We start from the raw sequence: 18,416 nt of genomic DNA, 5'->3' as shown, positions 1-18,416 counted from the left end.
CCCATATGCCTATGACCCGCCGCAACGCGACCGCACCTTGTGGAGAAGCCCGATGCTGCGCACGCCCTATTACCTGATCGACCGTGCCAAACTTGCCCGCAATCTCGAGATCATCGACCGCGTGCGCAAGGAATCCGGCGCCAAGGCGCTTCTGGCGCTGAAATGCTTCGCGACCTGGAGCGTGTTCGACCAGATGCGCGAGCATATGGACGGCACGACTTCCTCCTCGCTCTACGAGGTGCATCTGGGCCATGAGAAATTTGGCGGCGAAACGCACGCCTATTCGGTTGCCTATGGCGATGACGAGATCGACGAGGTCGTCTCCTATGCCGACAAGATCATCTTCAATTCCATCAGCCAGCTTGAGCGTTACTCGGATGCGGCGAAGGATATTGTTCGCGGCCTGCGGCTGAACCCGCAGATCTCCTCCTCAAGCTTCGATCTGGCAGACCCCGCTCGTCCCTTCTCGCGGCTGGGCGAATGGGATGTCGCCAGGATCGAGACGGTCATGGACCGTATTTCCGGCTTCATGATCCACAACAACTGCGAGAACGAGGATTTCGACCTCTTCGACAACATGCTCTCCCAGATCGAGGAGCGTTTCGGCACGCTTCTGGAGCGCGTCGAATGGGTCAGCCTTGGCGGCGGCATCCATTTCACCGGCGAGAACTATCCGGTCGACCGCTTCTGCGCACGGTTGAAGGCATTCTCGGAAAAATTTGGCGTGCAGGTCTATCTGGAGCCGGGCGAAGCTGCGATCACCAATTCCACCACTCTGGAGGTGACCGTTCTCGACACGCTCAACAATGGCAAGGATCTTGCCATCGTCGACTCCTCGATCGAGGCCCATATGCTGGACCTCCTGATTTATCGGGAGAAGGCCAAGATTGCACCCAATGAGGGCGAACATCTTGTCACCATCTGCGGCAAATCCTGCCTGGCGGGCGATATTTTCGGGGAGTTCCGCTTCCCCGAACCGGTGAAGGTGGGCGACCGCATCTCCATTCAGGACGCAGCCGGTTACACCATGGTCAAGAAAAACTGGTTTAACGGCGTACGCATGCCTGCAATCGCCATCCGCGAACTGGATGGTACCGTGCGCACCGTGCGCGAATTTGGCTACGAGGATTACAGGGCCAGCCTTTCGTGACAGGCTGGGGCGAAGACAGGGTAACAAGGAGACGATCGCGAAGATGAAAAAGAACGTGTTGATTGTCGGCGCCGGTGGTGTGGCGCAGGTCGTGGCGCACAAATGTGCGCAGCATAATGACGTGCTTGGCGATATTCATATCGCTTCGCGCACCGTCTCCAAATGCGAGAAGATCATCGCCTCGGTCCATGAGAAGAAGGCGATGAAGGTGGAAGGCAAGCTTGAGGCCCATGCGCTCGACGCCATGGATGTCGCCGCCACCAAGGCGCTTATCGAGAAAACCGGCAGCCAGATCGTCATCAATGTCGGATCGGCCTTCGTGAATATGAGCGTGCTCTCGGCCTGTATCGAAACGGGTGCGGCGTATATCGACACCGCCATCCACGAGGACCCGCTCAAGATCTGCGAAACGCCGCCCTGGTACGCCAATTACGAGTGGAAGCGCCGCGAGGAATGCGAGAAGGCAGGGGTCACCGCCGTGCTGGGTGCAGGCTTCGACCCCGGCGTGGTGAATGCCTATGCCGCGCTTGCAGCGGATGAATATTTCGACGAAATCACCGATATCGACATCATCGACGTCAATGCCGGCAACCACGGGCGCTGGTTTGCGACCAATTTCGATCCGGAGATCAATTTCCGCGAATTCACCGGTCAGGTCTATTCCTGGCAGGACAATGAGTGGAAATCGAACAAGATGTTCGAGATCCGCAAGGAGTGGGACCTGCCGACGGTGGGCACCCAGACCACATATATGACCGGCCATGACGAGGTGCATTCCATCTCGCAGAATATGGGCATTCCCAATGTCCGCTTCTGGATGGGCTTTGGCGACCGTTACGTGCAGGTCTTCACGGTCCTGAAGAATCTGGGCCTTCTGTCCGAGCAGCCCGTCAAGACGGCCGAGGGGCTGGAAGTCGTGCCTCTGAAGGTGGTGAAGGCCGTTCTGCCCGATCCATCATCGCTTGCCCCCGATTATACCGGCAAGACCTGCATCGGCGACCTGGTGAAGGGCAAGAAGGACGGCAAGGACCGCGAGGTCTTCATCTACAATGTGGCTGACCACGAGGAAGCCTATGCCGAAGTCGGCAGCCAGGGCATCTCCTACACCGCCGGCGTGCCACCGGTCGCAGCCGCACTTCTCATCGCCAAGGGCGACTGGGACGTGAAGAAGATGGCCAATGTGGAACAGCTCCCACCCCAGCCCTTCCTCGGCCTCCTTAACGAAATGGGCCTGCCAACCCGCCTGCGCGAAGGCGAAGAGGACCGCGCGCTGAACTTCTGATCCCCCGCGGATAGTACGAGAATGCGGAAAGGCGGCGCCCGAGGGTGCCGCCTTTTTTATTTCACCACCACCAGCTTGAACTTCATGCCCGAATGCGTTCACAAGTCTGGTGGCTTGAGGAGATTTGCGCGCGATGTTTGGTTTCAAGGATGTGGAGATCGTGAAGGCGGTGGTGCGGGCGGGTGGCTTTCGTGCGGCAGCGCAGCGTCTCAACCTTGCCCAATCAGCGATCTCCACGCGTATTGCCGCCCTTGAAAAGCGGCTGGGTCTCACGCTCTTTGACCGCGTCGGGCGGCAGGTGCGCCTTTCTTCGGCGGGTCGGCGCTTTCTGGAAGAAGCCGATCGGCTGGTGCAAAGCCGCGACCGCATCGTGCAGGAGCTGACCCAGACAAGCGGTCTGAACGGCACGGTGCGCATCGGTGTCGCCGAGACCATCGTGCACACGATCCTGACGCAGATGCTCAAGCGGTTGCGCCAGGACCATCCTCATGTGCGTTTCGAACTTTCGGTAGACACGTCCGAACAGCTTGCCCGCAAGCTGAGCGATGACGAGCTCGATGTCGCAATCCTGCTGCGCGAGTTGCAGCCGCGTGGCGTGGTTGGCACGGCTCTGCGGCCCGTCGAACTCGGCTGGTACGCTTCCACGGCCATGCCGGATCGCAACCGCGCTTGGACGTTGCAGGAGCTGGCCGAGCATCCCATCGTGACATTTCCGAAGGGCACCCTGCCCTACAAACAGGTGGAGCGCCTGTTCGCCGGTGCTATATCGGAGCCGCCGGTCCTTCACGGTTCCGCTTCACTCTCAACGGTCTTGCATCTGGTCGCCGACCAGTTCGGCATAGGTGTTCTGCCCCGACGCATTGCCACCTCCCATTCCCTTGGTGCCGCGGAGCATATCCGTCGAATTGACGTGGAGCCGGAAGCAGAGCCGCAGGAGCTCAACTTCATTGTCATCTACTTCCCGGAGCGCAATCGCGAAGCCGGGACGATCATCACCGAAGCCGCAACACAAGCCGATCAAATTGATCTTCTGTAAAGATCAATTATTACATCAAATGATCGATTGACATGATCGTGTGAGTTTGGAATCCTTCTGCCGGTCATCTGGAGGAGGCAGCAGGTCATCGTGTTGGCGCAGGACATCCATAGCCCGTCCGGGCAGGAAAAGGTGTTCGATACCGGTCTGGCATTGCGTCAGGCTGTTCGCGAAGGCCGTTTCAGCGGCGACACTGCGGGCAAGGCACCAGGCCTTCTGCAAGGCAATCTGGCGATCCTGCCGAAAGCCCTTGCGCATGACTTCCTGCTCTTTTGCCAGCGCAATCCAAAGCCTTGCCCCATCATTGGCATCGGCGAAGCCGGTGAGGTTGCGCTGCCCGATCTGGGGCAGGATATTGATATCCGCACCGATGTACCCGCCTACCGCATCTTTCGACCGGGCCAGGCGCCCGAACGCGTGGATGATCTGAATTCCGTGTGGCGCGACGATCTGGTGACCTTCGTCCTCGGCTGTTCGTTCTCCTTCGAGGAGGCGCTGGTCGCTGCCGAAATTCCCGTGCCTCACATCGAGGCCGGGCGCAATGTGCCGATGTATGTGACCTCGATCGAGACGCGGCCCGCCGGCGCATTTTCCGGCCCGCTCGTCGTCTCCATGCGCTCCTTCAGCCCGGCCGATGCCATCCAGGCCATATTGCTTTCGTCGCGCCAGCCGCTCGCCCATGGCGCACCGGTGCATATTGGCGATCCCGCACAGATTGGCATCCGCGATATCATGTCGCCTGACTTCGGTGATCAACCCGTGATGAAGGATGGCGACATTCCAGTGTTCTGGGCCTGTGGCGTGACGCCGCAAATGGCGATTCGCAATTGCGGTGCCGATCTCGCCATCACCCACGACCCCGGTCACATGCTGGTGACCGACATACCCGCAGAGACGGCAGAAAGCCGACTTTGGGGCATTGCCCAAAACAACAACAACTGAAGCAAACCACAGAGGAAACGAAGATGAAGATCATTCGCAATGCATTGCTGGCCGGAACGGCTCTCGTCGCAGGCGCCACCATGGCCCAGGCCGAGGAGCTTTCGGTGGTCGGCAGCTGGAGCAGCCTGCCGCTCTACAAGCAGTATGAAGCCCCCTTCTGGACGGAAACCCTGCCGGGTGCTGAAGGCAGTGAATTCGAAGTGTCGATGACGACCTTCGATCAGATGGGCATTGCAGGCGGCGATGTCTACCGCATGCTGGGCGACGGCGTTTTCGATGTCGGCATGACGGTCGCAGACTACACGGTCGGCGACGCGCCGGAACTTGAAGGTCTCGATGTGCCGCTGGTTGCCACCACGGCAGAAGATGCCCGCAAGATGGTCGACGCCGCACGCCCCATGGTCGAGGACATCATGAAGGAGCGCTTCAACGCCAAGCTTCTGGCCATCGCGCCCTACCCGCCGCAGGTCGTCTTCTGCAAGGACGAGGTCTCCTCGCTCGACGATCTGAAGGGAAAGAAGATCCGTGGTTCAGGCCGCATGACCACCAAACTTCTGGAAGCGCTCGGCGCCGAAGGCATCAATGTTGCGTTCTCGGAAGTACCGGGTGCGCTTGAGCGTGGCGTGGTCGACTGCGCCGTCACCGGTGCAGGTTCGGGCTACAGTGCGGGTTGGTGGGAAGTCTCTTCGCATCTCATGACCCTGCCTCTCGGCGGCTGGGACCCGGTCGTGACCGCCATGAACATGGACAAGTGGGAGTCACTTTCCGACGAGCAGAAGGAACTGCTTCAGACCCAGCTTGCGGAGAAGTTCGAAGCTCCTGCATGGGACGCGGCTGCCGGTGCCCTTGAATCCGACATTGCCTGCCTCACCGGCAATGGCGAATGTGCCGCCGGTGAAGCGGCCAGCATGACGCTCGTCGAACCGACCGAGGCTGACACCGAGCAGGCCCGCAAGATCCTTGAAGAGACGGTCCTGCCGGAATGGGCAGAGCGCGCCGGTTCCGATTGGGCCAAGCGTTGGAACGAGAGCGTCGGCAAGACCGTCGGCGTTCAGGTTCCGCTCTGATCTGATGAGGTGGGCGCCGGAGGCCGATAAAAATGTTTGAAAAAATCGTGGACGTTCTCCGGCGCATCAACCGCCTGATCGCTCTCATCGTGGGTGCAGTTCTTGCACTCACGGTGCTTTTCATCCTCGCCGATATCACGCTTCGCCAGTTTGGCCATTCCTTTGGCGGCTCGGATGAAATCTCCGGTTATGTCATGGCATTTGTGGCAAGCTGGGGCCTCTCTTTTGCGCTGCTGGAACTGGCCCATGTGCGCATCGACCTCCTGCGGTTGAAGCTGGCCCAAACCGGCCGCAGCATACTTGATCTCATTGCCATTTCGGCAACGGCTGCCGTGACAACGGTCATTGCGTGGCAGTGCTGGCCGGTGCTGGCCAAGAGCCTTGAGCGCGGCTCTCGCGCCAACACGCCGCTGGAAACACCACTGTGGATTCCTCAGAGCATCTGGTTCAGCGGCTGGGTCTGGTTTGCGACCGCTTCCGTGCTGCTGCTTATCTGCGCCTTCGGCATGCTCGCCCAACGCCAGCAAAGCCAGTTTGAAAACGCCGTCGGTACGGCCACCGAGACGGAGATTTGAACCCATGATCTGGTCCGTATCCATCGGCCTTCTGGGCCTTCTGACACTCTCCATTCCCGTCGGCATCGTCCTTTTCATTCTGGGCTTCGGCATCGACCAGTTTTTCTCGCCCTTTCCGCTCATTCGCGGTCTGGGTCAGGTCGTCTGGTCCTCCTCCAACAGCTCGACGCTGATCGCCATCCCCTTCTTCGTGCTGCTTGGCGAAATCCTTGTGCGCGGCGGCGTGGCGGAGCGCACCTATGCCTCGCTCGACAAATGGTTCTCCTGGCTGCCGGGCGGGCTGGTGCATGCCAATATCGGCACCGCCACCATGTTCTCCGCCACCTCCGGCTCCTCCGTCGCAACCGCTGCAACGGTGGCAACAGTCGCCATGCCGCAGGCTGAAAAGCTTGGCTATGATCCGCGCCTCTTCTCCGGCGCCATTGCAGCGGGCGGCACGCTTGGCATTCTCATTCCGCCTTCTATCAATCTGATCGTCTACGGCTTCCTGACCGAGACCTCGATCCCGCAGCTCTTCCTTGCCGGGCTCATTCCCGGTCTTCTGATGGCAGTTGCCTTCATGGCCATCACCGCGCTGATCTGCTGGTTCAAGCCCTCGCTTGGCGGCTCCAGCCGCAGCTTCACCTGGGGCGAACGCGTCTCTAGCCTGCGCCAACTTGTACCCATCATCCTGCTCTTCGTAGTGGTGATCGGCTCGATCTATGCTGGCTGGGCAACGCCGACCGAGTCTGCTGCAGTCGGCGTGTTCATGGCGCTTCTCATTGCCTTAGCCAATGGGGGCGTGAACATGGAGATGCTGCGCCACTCCGCCCTTGGCACCGTACGCATCACCGCCATGATCATGCTCGTGATCATCGGCGCCTATTTCCTGAACTTTACCATGGCATCCGCGGGTCTTGGCCGCGAACTGACATCGCTTCTGGAAAATTCCGGACTCTCGCCGCTCGGCACACTGTTCCTGGTCATCCTGCTCTACATCATTCTCGGCTTCTTCATCGAGACCCTGTCCCTGATGGTGGCGACCATTCCCATCGTCGTGCCGATCATGGCCGGTCTCGGCTATGACAAAGTGTGGTTCGGCGTCTTGATGATCGTGCTTGTCGAAATGGCGCTCATCACGCCGCCCGTCGGGCTCAACCTCTATGTCGTGCAGGGCTCGCGCAAGAGCGGCACGCTTGGCGAGGTCATGGTCGGGGCCATGCCATATGTGCTGGTGATGCTCGCCATGGTCGGCTTCCTCATTCTCTTCCCCGGCCTGGCACTCTTCCTGCCGGCTGCCCTCTAGTTTCTCATTTTCAGGAGTAACCCATGCGCTTTACCTGCGCCGGAAACACGCTCGACCTGTCCTTTGCCAACTGCGTTGTCGCAGGCTGGACCGGTCGTAACCCGGATGCGATCCAGCATCACATCGACGAGCTTGCAGAGCTCGGTGTCGCGCCGCCTTCCACCGTTCCGCTTTACTACCGCGTCTCTGCCAATCTGCTGACGCAGGATGACAAGCTGCAGTTTGTGGGCGAAGGCACTTCGGGTGAGGTGGAGCCCATGATCGTGATTGCCGACGGCAAACGCTATCTGGGTCTTGGCTCCGATCACACCGACCGCGAACTCGAAGCCCATTCGGTTGCACTCTCCAAACAGGCCTGTGCGAAGCCCTGCGCAAGCGAGCTTTGGGAGCTTGATCCGCTTCTCGACCGTCTGGATTCAATCGAACTGCGCTCCTGGATCAGGGAAAATGGCGACTGGACGCTTTATCAGGAAGGCACACTTGCCGCGATGCGCCCGATGGTCGAACTGATGGAAGGCTGCGCGCTTGAGAAACTTGCGCAGAACGGCGCGGCGGCCATGCTGGGCGGCACGCTCGGCGTGAAGTCCGGCGGCGTGCGCCCTGCTGCCGCCTTCAAGATGGAGATGCGTGACCCCGAGACGGGAAATGTCATCGCCCATGAATACGAGATCGAGACGCTGCCGATCGTCGCCTGACGATCAGTTGCGCCCAGTACAAGGAACCGGACCGGATGGACATGCTGTCGAAAGCGGAAGAAGCGATTGCGAAGGTCGAAGCGCTTGGACCCGAGGCCGGGCGCATCTTCACCGATTTCGACGCAGAACGCATCCGCGCCGATGCCAGGGCACTTGATGAGCGCAAGGCGGCAGGCGAAGACCTGCCGCTTTACGGCAAGCTGGTCTCGATCAAGGATCTCTTCGACGAGAAGGGCAAGGTGACAAGTGCCGGCTCGCGTCTCCTGAAAGATGCCGAACCGGCCACGGCGGATGCACCTGTGGTGGAGCGCCTGCGCGAAGCGGGTGCGCTGCTGTTCGGGCGCACATCCATGAGCGAGTTTGCCTATTCCGGTGTCGGCCTCAATCCGCACTACGGCACGCCAGGCTGCGTCTTCGACAAGACGCGCATCCCCGGCGGCTCGTCATCCGGTGCTGCTTTGACCGTGGCGCACGGCATCTGCGACATGGGCCTTGGCACCGATACCGGCGGCTCCGTGCGTATTCCTTCCGCGGTCAACGGGCTTTACGGCTTCAAGCCGAGCCAGTCCGCCATTTCCCGCGAGGGCGTGCATCCACTGTCTGATCTGTTCGACAGCGTCGGCCCGCTCTGCGCCACGCTTGATGATGCGCTTGCCTTCACCGACATATTGGCAGGCGGGCTTAAAGCCGAAGACGCGCCCGAAAGGCCGCTGCGGCTGGCCTTGCCGACCGGCGCATTCACCGATGGGATCGACGGATTCACGGGCGAACATTTCGCGCGCAGTTGTGACGCATTGCGTGCGGCCGGCCACGAACTGGTCGAGCAGGATTTCGCGTTCCTTCCCGCGTCCTCTGGCATCAGCCGTGTGGTGATCGCCTGGGAAGCTCTGGCCCTTTACGGCGAGCGTCTGGACGAGCTTGAGGAAGTGGGAGACCCGCGCGTGCTCAAGCGCATCCGCTTTGCAGAAACGCTGGGCGTCAAGGAAGTCGAGGCGGCCAAGGCGGAACGCGCTGAAGCCGTGGAGAAGTTTGCGGCAATCATGTCTGATTTCGACGCTCTCGTGGCGCCGACGCTTGCCATCCGGCCGCCCACGATTGCGCAAGCGGAAGAAGATTTCGACCGCGTGAACATGATGATGTTGCGCAACTGCTCCTACATCAACTTGGCCGATGGCTGTGCCATGGCCTTGCCGGTGAAGGGCGATGGGGCTCTGCCAGGCAGCCTGATGGTCGCTGGCCCCTCGGGCAGTGACGCGCGCATATTGGGGCTTAGCCGCACAATTGCAGCGGCAGTGGCTACCTGATCGTCAGGTGGTCTTGGCGCGTGGCTTGGTCGCGCGCTTCTTTTTCGCAGGAGCCGGATTTGCCGCTTCTTCGGCAGCGCGCTTTGCTTCCATGGCAAGGCGCTGGGCCTTCAGCCGTTCGGTCTTGGCGTCACGCGCATTCGCTTCGGCATCGATGAATGCACGTGCCGCGCGATCGGTGATTTCGCTCTTCGTTTCCGCCTTCGACTTGGCAGGTTTGAAGATATTCTCCTTCGTGGCGGTGTCGCTCATGAGCGCCTCCCATTACAAATCCCTGAAAAACGAAAAGGCCGGGAGTTCCCGACCTTTCCTCTCGATCCATCCAACCATGCCAGTACATCCGTGGTCATGACTAGAGGATGATAATTACGCGTCGCTGAGGTTCTCAGCTGCGTTCTTGCCGGAGCGCTTGTCCTGCACGATGTCGAAATTGACCTTCTGGCCTTCGACGAGCGTACGCAGACCGGAGCGCTCAACAGCGGAAATGTGAACGAAAACGTCCTGCGCGCCATCTTCAGGCTGAATGAAACCAAAGCCTTTGGTGGTGTTGAAGAACTTTACGGTACCTGTGGTCATGACAATATCCTTTCAAAGGGTCACGTTATGCGCCCGCCATTAGGAGCTGGGCGCGGGTTAGCTCGACTTTGAAGGGAAGATCGTCTGGCGCCGGAGCGCAGAGAAAGTTCAACAAGCAAGATCGATAGGTGAAACATAGGGTGTAACTGCGGCTTAAACAAGGCGCATTCGTTCATTCCCTTGTCTGCCACGCTTCAGCGTCAACATTGACACCCGCCCCTGGCCCCACTATCGCTCCTGCGCTTGAAGATTTCGATGTTCGGGAGGTGGCCATGGGGCCCAATGTCGCGCTGACGGGGCTGGCCCGTGATCTGGAAGAGCGCGGCAAAAGCGGCAAGCCCATCCGTATCGGCATTGTCGGTTGCGGCCAGATGGGCACCGATCTTCTGACCCAGATCGCATTGATGCCGGGCCTTGAGGTGGCCGCCATCTGTGAACGCACGCCACCCGCTGCAAGCCGTGCCGCGGAAATTGCCTATGGCCGTGACGACAGAATTGCACGTGTGAACACGCGATCCGCAATGCTCGAAGCCATAGAGATGGGAAAGATTGCGGTTTCGGCGGATGCTGATCTCGTCATCTCCAACGATCTCGTGGACATCGTCATCGACGCCACCGGAATTCCAGCCGTCGCCGCCGATATCAGCATCGACGCCATTCGCTACGGCAAGCATCTGGTGATGATGAATGTCGAGGCCGACGTCACGGTGGGTCCGCTTCTCAAGCGCGAGGCGGACCGAAACGGCGTGGTCTATTCGCTGGGTGCCGGTGACGAGCCCTCCTCCTGCATGGAGCTGATCGAGTTCGTCTCCGCCCTTGGCTATCCGATCGTCTCTGCCGGAAAGGGCAAGAACAACCCGCTCAATTTCGACGCCATTCCCGATGATTATGCGGAAGAGGCCGAGCGGCGGAACATGAATGTGCGCATGCTCGTCGAATTCGTCGATGGCTCCAAGACCATGGTCGAAATGGCGGCCATCGCCAATGCAACGGGCCTCGTTCCCGACTGTCCCGGCATGCACGGGCCCGCCGCGGGCATCGATGATCTGGCGAAAACCCTCATTCCGGCCAAGGACGGCGGCGTGCTGTCACGCAAGGGCGTGGTGGACTACTCCATCGGCAAGGGCGTGTCGCCAGGCGTGTTCGTTGTGGTGGAAGCCGACCATCCGCGCATTCGCGAACGCATGACTGATCTCAAGGTGGGTTCGGGCCGCTACTATACCTTCCACCGCCCTTATCATCTCACATCGCTGGAAGTGCCGCTGACCTGCGCTCGTGTGGGTCTCTATGGCAAGGCGGACATGGTGCCGCTGCCGCGTCCGGTGGCGGAAGTCTGTGCCATGGCGAAGAAGGATCTCCAGCCCGGCGATACGCTGGATGCGATCGGCCAATATTCCTACCGTGCCTGGACCATGACGGTGGAAGATGCCCGCGCGGCCAATGCCATGCCCATCGGTCTTTTGCAGGGCGGTACCGTTACGGCGCCCATCAGGAAGGGTACCCTTCTGACCCGGGACAATGCCGCGCCACCGGCGGGCTCCAAGATCGCCGCACTTCGGGCAGAGCAGGATCGTCTGCTCTACGGCTGAGGTCGCATCAGCCGGGCCCCGCGCTGCTTTCCCGCGCCATCAGTTCAAAGCCCAGATCAACCACGCGTTCGTCTGGCCGGTCCCCTTCGATTGACCGGATGAGCATGTGAATGCCTTCCCGGCCCATGGTCTCGCGATGGGTCCGCAGGCTTGTGAGCGAGGGACAGGCCGACGCCATCATCTCAAGATCGTTGAAGCCGCAAATGCCAAGCTTTCCCGGCACATCGATCTTGCGCCGCTGCGCCTCGAAAAGAACGCCGAGCGCGATATCGTCATTGTTGCAGAAAACCGCATCAACATCAGGACGTTTTGCCAGCAACTCGCCCAGAAGCCACCCACCAAGCGTGATGGATGAGGCGCGCGGCGTGGTGACCACGAGGTCCGGGTCGGCCAGTCCATGGCCGCGAAGTGCGTCTTCGTAGCCCTGCAGGCGGCGCTGCGTGCGCGGGTCCATCCGCGCGCCCAGAAATGCGATGCGTCGATAGCCGGCATCAGCCAGATGCGTGACCGCCGCCTTCGCACCTTCACGATGGGAGAAACCAACCATCATGTCGACGGGATCGGGCCCGATCTCCATGATCTGAACGACGGGACAGTCGGCGTTTTCGAGCATGGCGCGGGTGGCCGGTGACTGGTCTGTGCCGGAGACGATGAGACCCGCAGGGCGCTGGCTCAAAAAGATGCGCAGAAGATTTTCCTCTTCCAGCACGGAATAGCGCGTATTGCCAAGCTGCAGGTGGTAGCGCGTGCCATCCAGCGCATCATAGATGCCGCGAAGCACGTCGGAGAACACATTGTTGGTGACCGAAGGGATGAGCACGCCGATGACATTGGTATGGCGGGAGGCCAGTGCGCGCGCGGCCATGTCGGGCACATAGCCAAGCTTGCGCACGGCGGCCTCGATACGCTCCATCGTTGCTTGAGAGACCTGCTCGGGATCACGCAATGCGCGTGAAACGGTGATAGCGCTGACATCCGCCTCACGTGCCACCTCCGCCAGCGTGACACGCCCTGATCTTCTAGCCTTGCGCATCGCTCCTCCTCGCCCACGCTTCTCATAGATGGCAAAATAGTGATTGACAATGTTAGCGCTAACATGATGTATCACCCGCCGGAGGAGAAAGACCCAGTGCCAGATGAAATCCACATGACCGATCGGCTTGAAAACCCGGCGCTCAAGAGCCCGCGCTACATCATTTTCATGGGTGTGTGCGGTGTGGGCAAAAGCACGGTCGCGAGGGCCGTGGCGGAGGCACTTCCGGCGCGCTTTCTCGAAGCCGACAACTATCACCCGAAGGAAAATGTGGACTCCATGGCCGCCGGTCGCCCCTTGAGCGACGAGCAGCGCTGGCCCTGGCTTTCAATCCTTTGTGCAGCAGCGGTCGAGGAGCAGGAACGGGCGCAACAGCCTGTCACGATCGCCTGCTCGGCGCTCAAGCAGCGCTACCGGGATTTCATGCGCGAAAAGCTGGGTGGCGATACGCTCTTCATCCATCTCAATGCGAAAAAACAGGTCATATTCGAGCGGCTGACCAGCAGGCCCGGGCATTTCATGCCGCCTGCGCTGCTCGACAGTCAGCTTGCCGATCTTGAGACACCAACAAGCGAAGAAGACTGCTTTGCGGTCGATGTCTCCCATCCTCGGGCGCATGTGGTCGAATGCGCCCTGGAAATCTGCCGCAAGGCGGAAGCGGCTGCGTGTGGCAACGCGGTCGAGACTGAAAATTCTTAAACGGAGGAAATCATGCTGAAGACATTCGCCAAGCTGTGCGCCGCAACAGGCATCGCAGCCATCATCTCCGGAGCGGCTTTCGCTCAGGAATATACCTTCAAGTTCCAGTCGTCCGATCCGGCCGGCAACCCGAATTTCGAGTTGCAGAAGGGTTGGACGGAACAGGTTGCCGAGGCGACCGACGGCAAGGTCAAGATCGAGCTCCTGCCGGTCGGCTCCATCGTCGAGCACCAGGAAACCCAGGACGCGATTGCCGCCGGCATTCTCGACGGCCACATCACCGACACCTCCTATTTCGCTGGCAAGGATGCCGCCTTCGGCCTTATCGCCAATCCGGTCGGCGCATGGTCCTCGCCGCAGCAGATGTTTGACTTCATCAATGAAGGAGGCGGCAAGGAGTTGATGAACGAGCTTCTCAACCCCTATGGCCTGCAGTTCATCGGCGCCACCACGCCGGGCCTGGAAGCTTTCGTTTCCGCAGTTCCACTGGAAGGCGTTGACGATCTCAAGGGCCTGAAGATGCGCGCACCGGAAGGTCTCGTGCAGCAGGTTTTCGCTGCCGCAGGTGCAGCACCGGTCAACCTGCCGGGCTCGGAAGTCTTCACCTCGCTCGACAAGGGCGTGATCGAGGCTGCCGACTATTCGGTTTTCTCCACCAACCAGGCGCAGGGCCTGCACGATGTTGCTCCGCACCCGGTCTATCCGGGCTTCCATTCCATGCCGCTCGTGGAAGTCTCCATGAACAAGCAGAAGTGGGACGCGCTGCCTGAAGACATTCAGGCAACGCTTGAGCAGACCGTGCGCGACTTCGCCCAGCATCAGGTGAAGACGCTTTCGGAAGCTGACGAAAAGGCTGTGGCGCAGGCCAAGGAGGGCGGCGAGATCACCGTCCATAACTGGTCTGACGAAGAGCGCGCCAAGTTCCGTTCCATCGCCACAGGCGAATGGGAAAAGGTGGCCGAACGCTCGGCAAACGCCAAAAAGGTGTATGAGACCCTCACCACCTACCTGAAGGAAAAAGGCCTCATTCAGTAAGGCTGAGTTCTGCACCGCCGGTCCATCTCGACCGGCGGTGCTCATTATCGACACGTGGTGGACGTGGGGAGAGCAGGCGTGGAACAAAAGGAAGAAGTCCTGGCCGTGGAAGCGGTGACAGGCGAGCAGCGCAAGGCCATTGCAGAAGCCGGCATTCTGGGACGCATCATTGATCGCGTGGGGCTGGCATTCGCCCTTTGCTTCCTCATCTCGATGAGCATCCTGATCCTTGAGATCTTCATGCGCTACGTGCTCAATTCGCCAACACTTTGGGCGCATGAGACGACGATTTTCCTCTGCGCCATCGCCTTCATCTATGGCGGCGTCTATTGCGCGGCCCATGACCGGCATATTCGCGTAGTTCTGATCTACGATATGGTCGGGCCGAAGATGCGCCGCATGCTCGATGTCATCATCTCGCTGGTCTGCTTCTTCTCCGCTACCTTCTTCGCCTATGCCTCCTGGCTGATGGTGGCGCGCTCCGTATGGTCGCCTGACGGTGCCATTCGGCTGGAGCGCACGGGCAGCGCCTGGAACCCGCCCTATCCTGCACTTTTGAAGCTCTTCATGCTGGCCATGCTCCTCGTGCTGGCAGTGCAGTTCATCATTCTCGCCTACAATTACGCGCGCAAGCCGCAGCGCTGAGGGGTCTTGAGCTCAATGTTGGAACTTTCCGCTCTCGGCATCGAATATGGCACGCTTGTCATGTTCGCCATGCTGCTCGGCATGCTTCTCACCGGCATGCCGCTTGCCTTCGTCACCTTGTTCGTCGCGCTGTTCTTCGCGCTGGGCTGGTTCGGCCCGATGGCCGTGCCGCTGATTACGAGCCGTGTCTATTCCTTCGTCTCCTCATTCGTCTTTGTCTCGGTGCCGATGTTCGTTTTGATGGCGGCGATCCTCGACCGGTCGGGCATCGCGCGCGACCTGTTCGACGCCATGCGCCTCATCGGCGGTCGCCTGCGCGGCGGTGTCGCCATCCAGACGATCTTCGTGGCCGTGATCCTTGCCGCAATGAGCGGCATTATCGGCGGCGAGATCGTGCTTCTGGGCCTCATCGCACTGCCGCAGATGTTGCGTCTTGGCTATGACCGCAATCTGGCCATTGGCGTGGTGTGCGCCGGTGGAGCGCTCGGCACCATGGTGCCGCCTTCCATCGTTCTGATCATCTACGGCCTGACCGCCAATGTCTCGATTGGCGATCTCTTCACATCCGCCTTCGTACCCGGCCTGATGCTCGCCGGCTTCTATGTGGCCTATGTGCTGATCCGCTCCTATCTCAACCCCGCCATAGCTCCGATCCCGGAAGAGGATGAAGGCAGCTATCGCGAACGGCTGAAGCTGCTCAAGGGCCTGATCCTGCCGGTGATGGTGGTGATCTTCGTGCTCGGCTCCATCTATGGCGGCATTGCTTCAGTGACAGAGGCTTCCGCCGTCGGCGTGGCGGGCGTGATCCTTTCAACGGCGATCCGCCGCGAACTGAGCATCGAACTCCTCAAGGGTGCCGTGCTCCAAACCCTTGCCACCTGCGGCATGATCGTGTGGATCGGCATCGGCGCAAGTGCACTGGTTGGCGTCTTCAACCTGATGGGCGGCATCAATTTCGTCTCCGCACTCATCACCGGCATTTCCGAGAACCCGACGATCGTTCTTCTGTTCATGATGCTGATCTTGTTCGTGCTCGGCATGTTCCTGGACTGGGTGGGCATTGCGCTTCTAACCATGCCGATTTTCGTGCCGATCATTGTCGAGCTCGGTTACGATCCGGTCTGGTTTGGCGTGTTGTTCTGCATGAACATGCAGGTCTCGTTCCTGTCGCCGCCCTTCGGCCCTGCAGCCTTCTATCTGAAAAGCGTGGCCCCGCCGGAAATATCGCTCGGCGACATCTTCAAGTCGCTCCTGCCATTCATCGCCTTGCAGATACTGGCAGTGGCAATTTTGATTGCCTTCCCCGGAATAACCGGTCGATAGAGAACAAATATTACAGGCGGCGCGGGAAACCCGCGCCGCCTTTCTTTCGGCGACAAGCTGTTTAAGTCCCCTGCGACACTTCGTACTTCGTTTCGTTTACAAGCCGACCTATTGGTTCTACGGCTAAGACTGAACAGAACTCCGGCACCTTCCGACGTTCATTAGAGCGAAACTCAAGAAGCTCCTCAAATCATCATTCAACGCCTGTCTTTCACGTAATTGCTCCAGAAAACACAACTAACGAGCAGGCTGCTCATACCCTCACCAAGACGGCGTGAATACCTTCCCTCCCCTTCGCGAAGGTTCTGGCTTCCGCTACCTCCTTTCGGGAATTCGTTTAGTGGCTGCGCCAGTTGACGCATCTGTCAGCTCCTGCCAAGTAATTGCAGTCTGGAGCATGTTCTCCTCCCTCTAGAAGCTAGTTGCGGCACACCTGCGCCTCGAAGACCCCAATCTTTTTGCCTGCAGCTTCAGGTAATGACAGTACGCGCCGAGACCACATCAAATACGAGCATCTAACGCAGGCCAATCCACTAGGAGTCCGAGCGTTGGCGGATGGCTCACAACCTCCAGCTCGATACACATGGCAAACGGCCGTACAAGCGTACATCTCTGCGTCGCGAGCGTCTCACGATATTACGGCACTAATGCTCGAGAAGCGCTATTGGAGGACAGATTCCCTCCTCCGCTACCATCAGAAGCCTACAAGCGATATCAAGCAGTTACGAGGAACGGAGGTTCCGATGACTGTGATACATCTCGCACAATTGTACGCGGAGATGCCATGGCTTCTGCTTCCTATCTCACCCGCCGTGATGGCCGTTATTACCTCCAGGTTCGACTGGCCCGTACACCTGCCCGACTGCTCGGCAAGCAGCTTTATAGAGTCTCGTTAAGGACCAGCAATTATCGTGAGGCGCGCATCCGTCTTTCCGAGCATCTGGGCTGGATCCACAGAATGAATGACAGTGTCGACTACGTCTCACTCTTCCGGAAGAACCTCCGGGAGCTGGAGGCCTACCTGCAGGACCCGTGGCCATTGTCGCCAGAGCGACTGCAGGCGCGTCAGAACTATGAAGAGCTTCTGAAGAATCTGAACCGCCGGGCGCAGGCTGCCAACTGCGATCCCACCATGATCGAACCCGATTTCGTCGACCTCCTGAACCTCTTCGTTCGACAGAATGTGGATGCGGAAAGCCACCTGCGTCAGCAGGAGAAGGTCGAGGCTTATGAACGCGGCAGGAGGGAGTCATTACACGCTCAAGCTCATGCCTCGGTGCCCGAAAGCTTCCACAGAACCAGATCTGCACCTACTGTCGCTTCTCTCCATTCAGTAGCTATCCACACATGGCCTCAACCAGCGCCTGCGCAAGCGCCAGTCGAACTCGAGAATCCAGAAAGAGCGAACGTTCACGCTCCCGTTGAACCGTCAGTTCATGAACTGGAGCCACTTGTTCCTGAACAAGAAGAGCTTCCTGCTCCTGCTCTCGCCCCCACTCCCGCCTCCTCTTTGGAACCAGACGTAGTTCCGGAGCCAGAGCCAGTAACCTTCTCCAAGGCCTTGGCAGAATATCTCGAACAGGACATTGGGAGGGGCGGCAACGCCGATGCGCGTTCAGTGGTAAAGCTGATCGTGCAGTTCCTTATCGACATCATGGATGATCCGGTCGTCGCGGAGTTTGACGGGGACAGGGCCGCGAAGCTTGATCGCATGCTTCCGGACATTCCTAACAGGAGAAACGTCCCAAAAGATCATGCGGGCTCTCTTGCCGGGAGATACAGGTACGCACAGAGACACGGATGGGGTGACCTCACGCGCCTCACGGAAGCCCGGCTGCGCAACGGCTACCACAACGCTTTGTCGAAGTTTTTCGGCTGGCTGATCGAGCGCGGCTACTACCCGCACCCCAAGCCCGTGTTCAACCATGTCAGCAACGACAACCTTGTCTCGCTGCCAAGAGACTCCTTCGATGACAGCGAAATCGAGAAGATTTTCTCGCAGCCACTCTTCACAGGTTGCCTGAGCGATAAGCGCATCTGGCAGCCTGGCAAATACTTCATCCAATCACACCTCTATTGGGGCTATCTACTGCTTCTTCTAACTGGGCTTCGTCCAGGGGAACTGGGGCAGTTGGAACTGAACGACATCGCGGAGAAGGACGGCATCCACTATCTCTATT

Annotated in this window: 17 protein-coding genes and 1 pseudogene; 15 read left to right on the top strand and 3 right to left on the bottom strand. The window is 59.6% G+C overall.

Features of this window, described 5'->3' with window-relative positions:
• Positions 1-52 precede the first annotated feature (52 nt).
• The 9 genes from nspC to WA367_RS16950 all read left to right on the top strand — a co-directional run bounded on the left by nspC (position 53) and on the right by WA367_RS16950 (position 9,336).
• Positions 53-1,150, top strand: a complete 1,098-nt coding sequence (gene nspC, locus WA367_RS16990) for a carboxynorspermidine decarboxylase (protein ID WP_336057963.1) — start codon at positions 53-55, stop codon at positions 1,148-1,150.
• A 43-nt stretch (positions 1,151-1,193) separates the two neighbouring features.
• Complete coding sequence (locus tag WA367_RS16985; RefSeq protein ID WP_336057962.1) at positions 1,194-2,432, top strand: saccharopine dehydrogenase family protein; 1,239 nt, start codon at positions 1,194-1,196, stop codon at positions 2,430-2,432.
• 133 nt (positions 2,433-2,565) lie between these two features.
• The gene (locus WA367_RS16980; protein ID WP_336057961.1) at positions 2,566-3,468 is read left to right on the top strand and encodes a LysR family transcriptional regulator; all 903 of its coding nucleotides are present in this window, start codon (positions 2,566-2,568) and stop codon (positions 3,466-3,468) included.
• 93 nt (positions 3,469-3,561) lie between these two features.
• Entirely contained in the window at positions 3,562-4,410 is an 849-nt protein-coding gene (locus WA367_RS16975) for a putative hydro-lyase (RefSeq protein WP_442935602.1), read from the top strand.
• A 23-nt stretch (positions 4,411-4,433) separates the two neighbouring features.
• Positions 4,434-5,477, top strand: a complete 1,044-nt coding sequence (locus tag WA367_RS16970; RefSeq protein ID WP_336057960.1) for a TRAP transporter substrate-binding protein — start codon at positions 4,434-4,436, stop codon at positions 5,475-5,477.
• A gap of 32 nt (positions 5,478-5,509) precedes the next feature.
• Positions 5,510-6,052, top strand: coding sequence for a TRAP transporter small permease subunit (locus tag WA367_RS16965; RefSeq protein WP_336057959.1), 543 nt, complete (start codon positions 5,510-5,512; stop codon positions 6,050-6,052).
• Between the two features lie 4 nt (positions 6,053-6,056).
• Positions 6,057-7,337, top strand: coding sequence for a TRAP transporter large permease (locus WA367_RS16960; protein WP_336057958.1), 1,281 nt, complete (start codon positions 6,057-6,059; stop codon positions 7,335-7,337).
• A 23-nt stretch (positions 7,338-7,360) separates the two neighbouring features.
• Positions 7,361-8,032 (top strand): DUF2848 domain-containing protein, encoded by a 672-nt coding sequence (locus tag WA367_RS16955; RefSeq protein ID WP_336057957.1) that lies wholly within the window; start codon positions 7,361-7,363, stop codon positions 8,030-8,032.
• Positions 8,033-8,067: 35 nt separating this feature from the next.
• Positions 8,068-9,336 carry an amidase family protein gene (locus WA367_RS16950; protein WP_336057956.1) on the top strand — a complete coding sequence of 423 codons (1,269 nt, stop codon included), beginning with the start codon at positions 8,068-8,070 and terminating at the stop codon, positions 9,334-9,336.
• A gap of 3 nt (positions 9,337-9,339) precedes the next feature.
• On the opposite strand, the gene WA367_RS16945 is transcribed toward WA367_RS16950, so the two are convergent.
• Together WA367_RS16945 and WA367_RS16940 are read right to left on the bottom strand one after the other, a co-directional pair.
• On the bottom strand, positions 9,340-9,588 hold the full coding sequence (locus WA367_RS16945) for a hypothetical protein (RefSeq protein WP_336057955.1): 249 nt from the start codon (positions 9,586-9,588) through the stop codon (positions 9,340-9,342).
• Positions 9,589-9,702: 114 nt separating this feature from the next.
• The gene (locus WA367_RS16940; protein WP_336057954.1) at positions 9,703-9,912 is read right to left on the bottom strand and encodes a cold-shock protein; all 210 of its coding nucleotides are present in this window, start codon (positions 9,910-9,912) and stop codon (positions 9,703-9,705) included.
• Positions 9,913-10,184: 272 nt separating this feature from the next.
• Between WA367_RS16940 and WA367_RS16935 the strand changes: the two genes are divergently transcribed.
• Positions 10,185-11,501 (top strand): NAD(P)H-dependent oxidoreductase, encoded by a 1,317-nt coding sequence (locus WA367_RS16935; protein WP_336057953.1) that lies wholly within the window; start codon positions 10,185-10,187, stop codon positions 11,499-11,501.
• Positions 11,502-11,508: 7 nt separating this feature from the next.
• On the opposite strand, the gene WA367_RS16930 is transcribed toward WA367_RS16935, so the two are convergent.
• Positions 11,509-12,534, bottom strand: a complete 1,026-nt coding sequence (locus tag WA367_RS16930; protein ID WP_336057952.1) for a LacI family DNA-binding transcriptional regulator — start codon at positions 12,532-12,534, stop codon at positions 11,509-11,511.
• Between the two features lie 96 nt (positions 12,535-12,630).
• On the opposite strand from WA367_RS16930, the gene WA367_RS16925 reads away from it, so the two are divergent.
• The 5 genes and pseudogenes from WA367_RS16925 to WA367_RS16905 form a co-directional block, all read left to right on the top strand.
• Positions 12,631-13,233 (top strand): gluconokinase, encoded by a 603-nt coding sequence (locus tag WA367_RS16925; protein ID WP_336057951.1) that lies wholly within the window; start codon positions 12,631-12,633, stop codon positions 13,231-13,233.
• Between the two features lie 12 nt (positions 13,234-13,245).
• Positions 13,246-14,268, top strand: a complete 1,023-nt coding sequence (locus WA367_RS16920; protein ID WP_336057950.1) for a TRAP transporter substrate-binding protein — start codon at positions 13,246-13,248, stop codon at positions 14,266-14,268.
• A gap of 78 nt (positions 14,269-14,346) precedes the next feature.
• A complete protein-coding gene (locus WA367_RS16915) occupies positions 14,347-14,913 on the top strand; it encodes a TRAP transporter small permease subunit (protein ID WP_336057949.1) in 567 nt (188 codons plus the stop codon).
• A 15-nt stretch (positions 14,914-14,928) separates the two neighbouring features.
• Positions 14,929-16,236 carry a TRAP transporter large permease gene (locus WA367_RS16910; protein WP_336057948.1) on the top strand — a complete coding sequence of 436 codons (1,308 nt, stop codon included), beginning with the start codon at positions 14,929-14,931 and terminating at the stop codon, positions 16,234-16,236.
• 784 nt (positions 16,237-17,020) lie between these two features.
• Positions 17,021-18,416, top strand: a pseudogene (locus WA367_RS16905) (hypothetical protein); the annotation flags it as partial.

Origin of the sequence: Nitratireductor sp. CH_MIT9313-5 (assembly GCF_037029545.1) — a bacterium.
GTDB lineage: Bacteria > Pseudomonadota > Alphaproteobacteria > Rhizobiales > Rhizobiaceae > Chelativorans.
Note: the sequence above shows the minus strand (reverse complement) of the source record. Positions and strands in the feature narration are given on the sequence as shown.

Excerpts from the sequence above, each read along its gene's own strand:
- nspC (WP_336057963.1), top strand. The coding sequence starts at position 53 with ATGCTGCGCACGCCCTATTACCTGATCGACCGTGCCAAACTTGCCCGC.
- WA367_RS16985 (WP_336057962.1), top strand. The coding sequence starts at position 1,194 with ATGAAAAAGAACGTGTTGATTGTCGGCGCCGGTGGTGTGGCGCAGGTC.
- WA367_RS16980 (WP_336057961.1), top strand. The coding sequence starts at position 2,566 with ATGTTTGGTTTCAAGGATGTGGAGATCGTGAAGGCGGTGGTGCGGGCG.
- WA367_RS16970 (WP_336057960.1), top strand. The coding sequence starts at position 4,434 with ATGAAGATCATTCGCAATGCATTGCTGGCCGGAACGGCTCTCGTCGCA.
- WA367_RS16965 (WP_336057959.1), top strand. The coding sequence starts at position 5,510 with ATGTTTGAAAAAATCGTGGACGTTCTCCGGCGCATCAACCGCCTGATC.
- WA367_RS16960 (WP_336057958.1), top strand. The coding sequence starts at position 6,057 with ATGATCTGGTCCGTATCCATCGGCCTTCTGGGCCTTCTGACACTCTCC.
- WA367_RS16955 (WP_336057957.1), top strand. The coding sequence starts at position 7,361 with ATGCGCTTTACCTGCGCCGGAAACACGCTCGACCTGTCCTTTGCCAAC.
- WA367_RS16950 (WP_336057956.1), top strand. The coding sequence starts at position 8,068 with ATGGACATGCTGTCGAAAGCGGAAGAAGCGATTGCGAAGGTCGAAGCG.
- WA367_RS16945 (WP_336057955.1), bottom strand. The coding sequence starts at position 9,588 with ATGAGCGACACCGCCACGAAGGAGAATATCTTCAAACCTGCCAAGTCG.
- WA367_RS16940 (WP_336057954.1), bottom strand. The coding sequence starts at position 9,912 with ATGACCACAGGTACCGTAAAGTTCTTCAACACCACCAAAGGCTTTGGT.
- WA367_RS16935 (WP_336057953.1), top strand. The coding sequence starts at position 10,185 with ATGGGGCCCAATGTCGCGCTGACGGGGCTGGCCCGTGATCTGGAAGAG.
- WA367_RS16930 (WP_336057952.1), bottom strand. The coding sequence starts at position 12,534 with ATGCGCAAGGCTAGAAGATCAGGGCGTGTCACGCTGGCGGAGGTGGCA.
- WA367_RS16920 (WP_336057950.1), top strand. The coding sequence starts at position 13,246 with ATGCTGAAGACATTCGCCAAGCTGTGCGCCGCAACAGGCATCGCAGCC.
- WA367_RS16910 (WP_336057948.1), top strand. The coding sequence starts at position 14,929 with ATGTTGGAACTTTCCGCTCTCGGCATCGAATATGGCACGCTTGTCATG.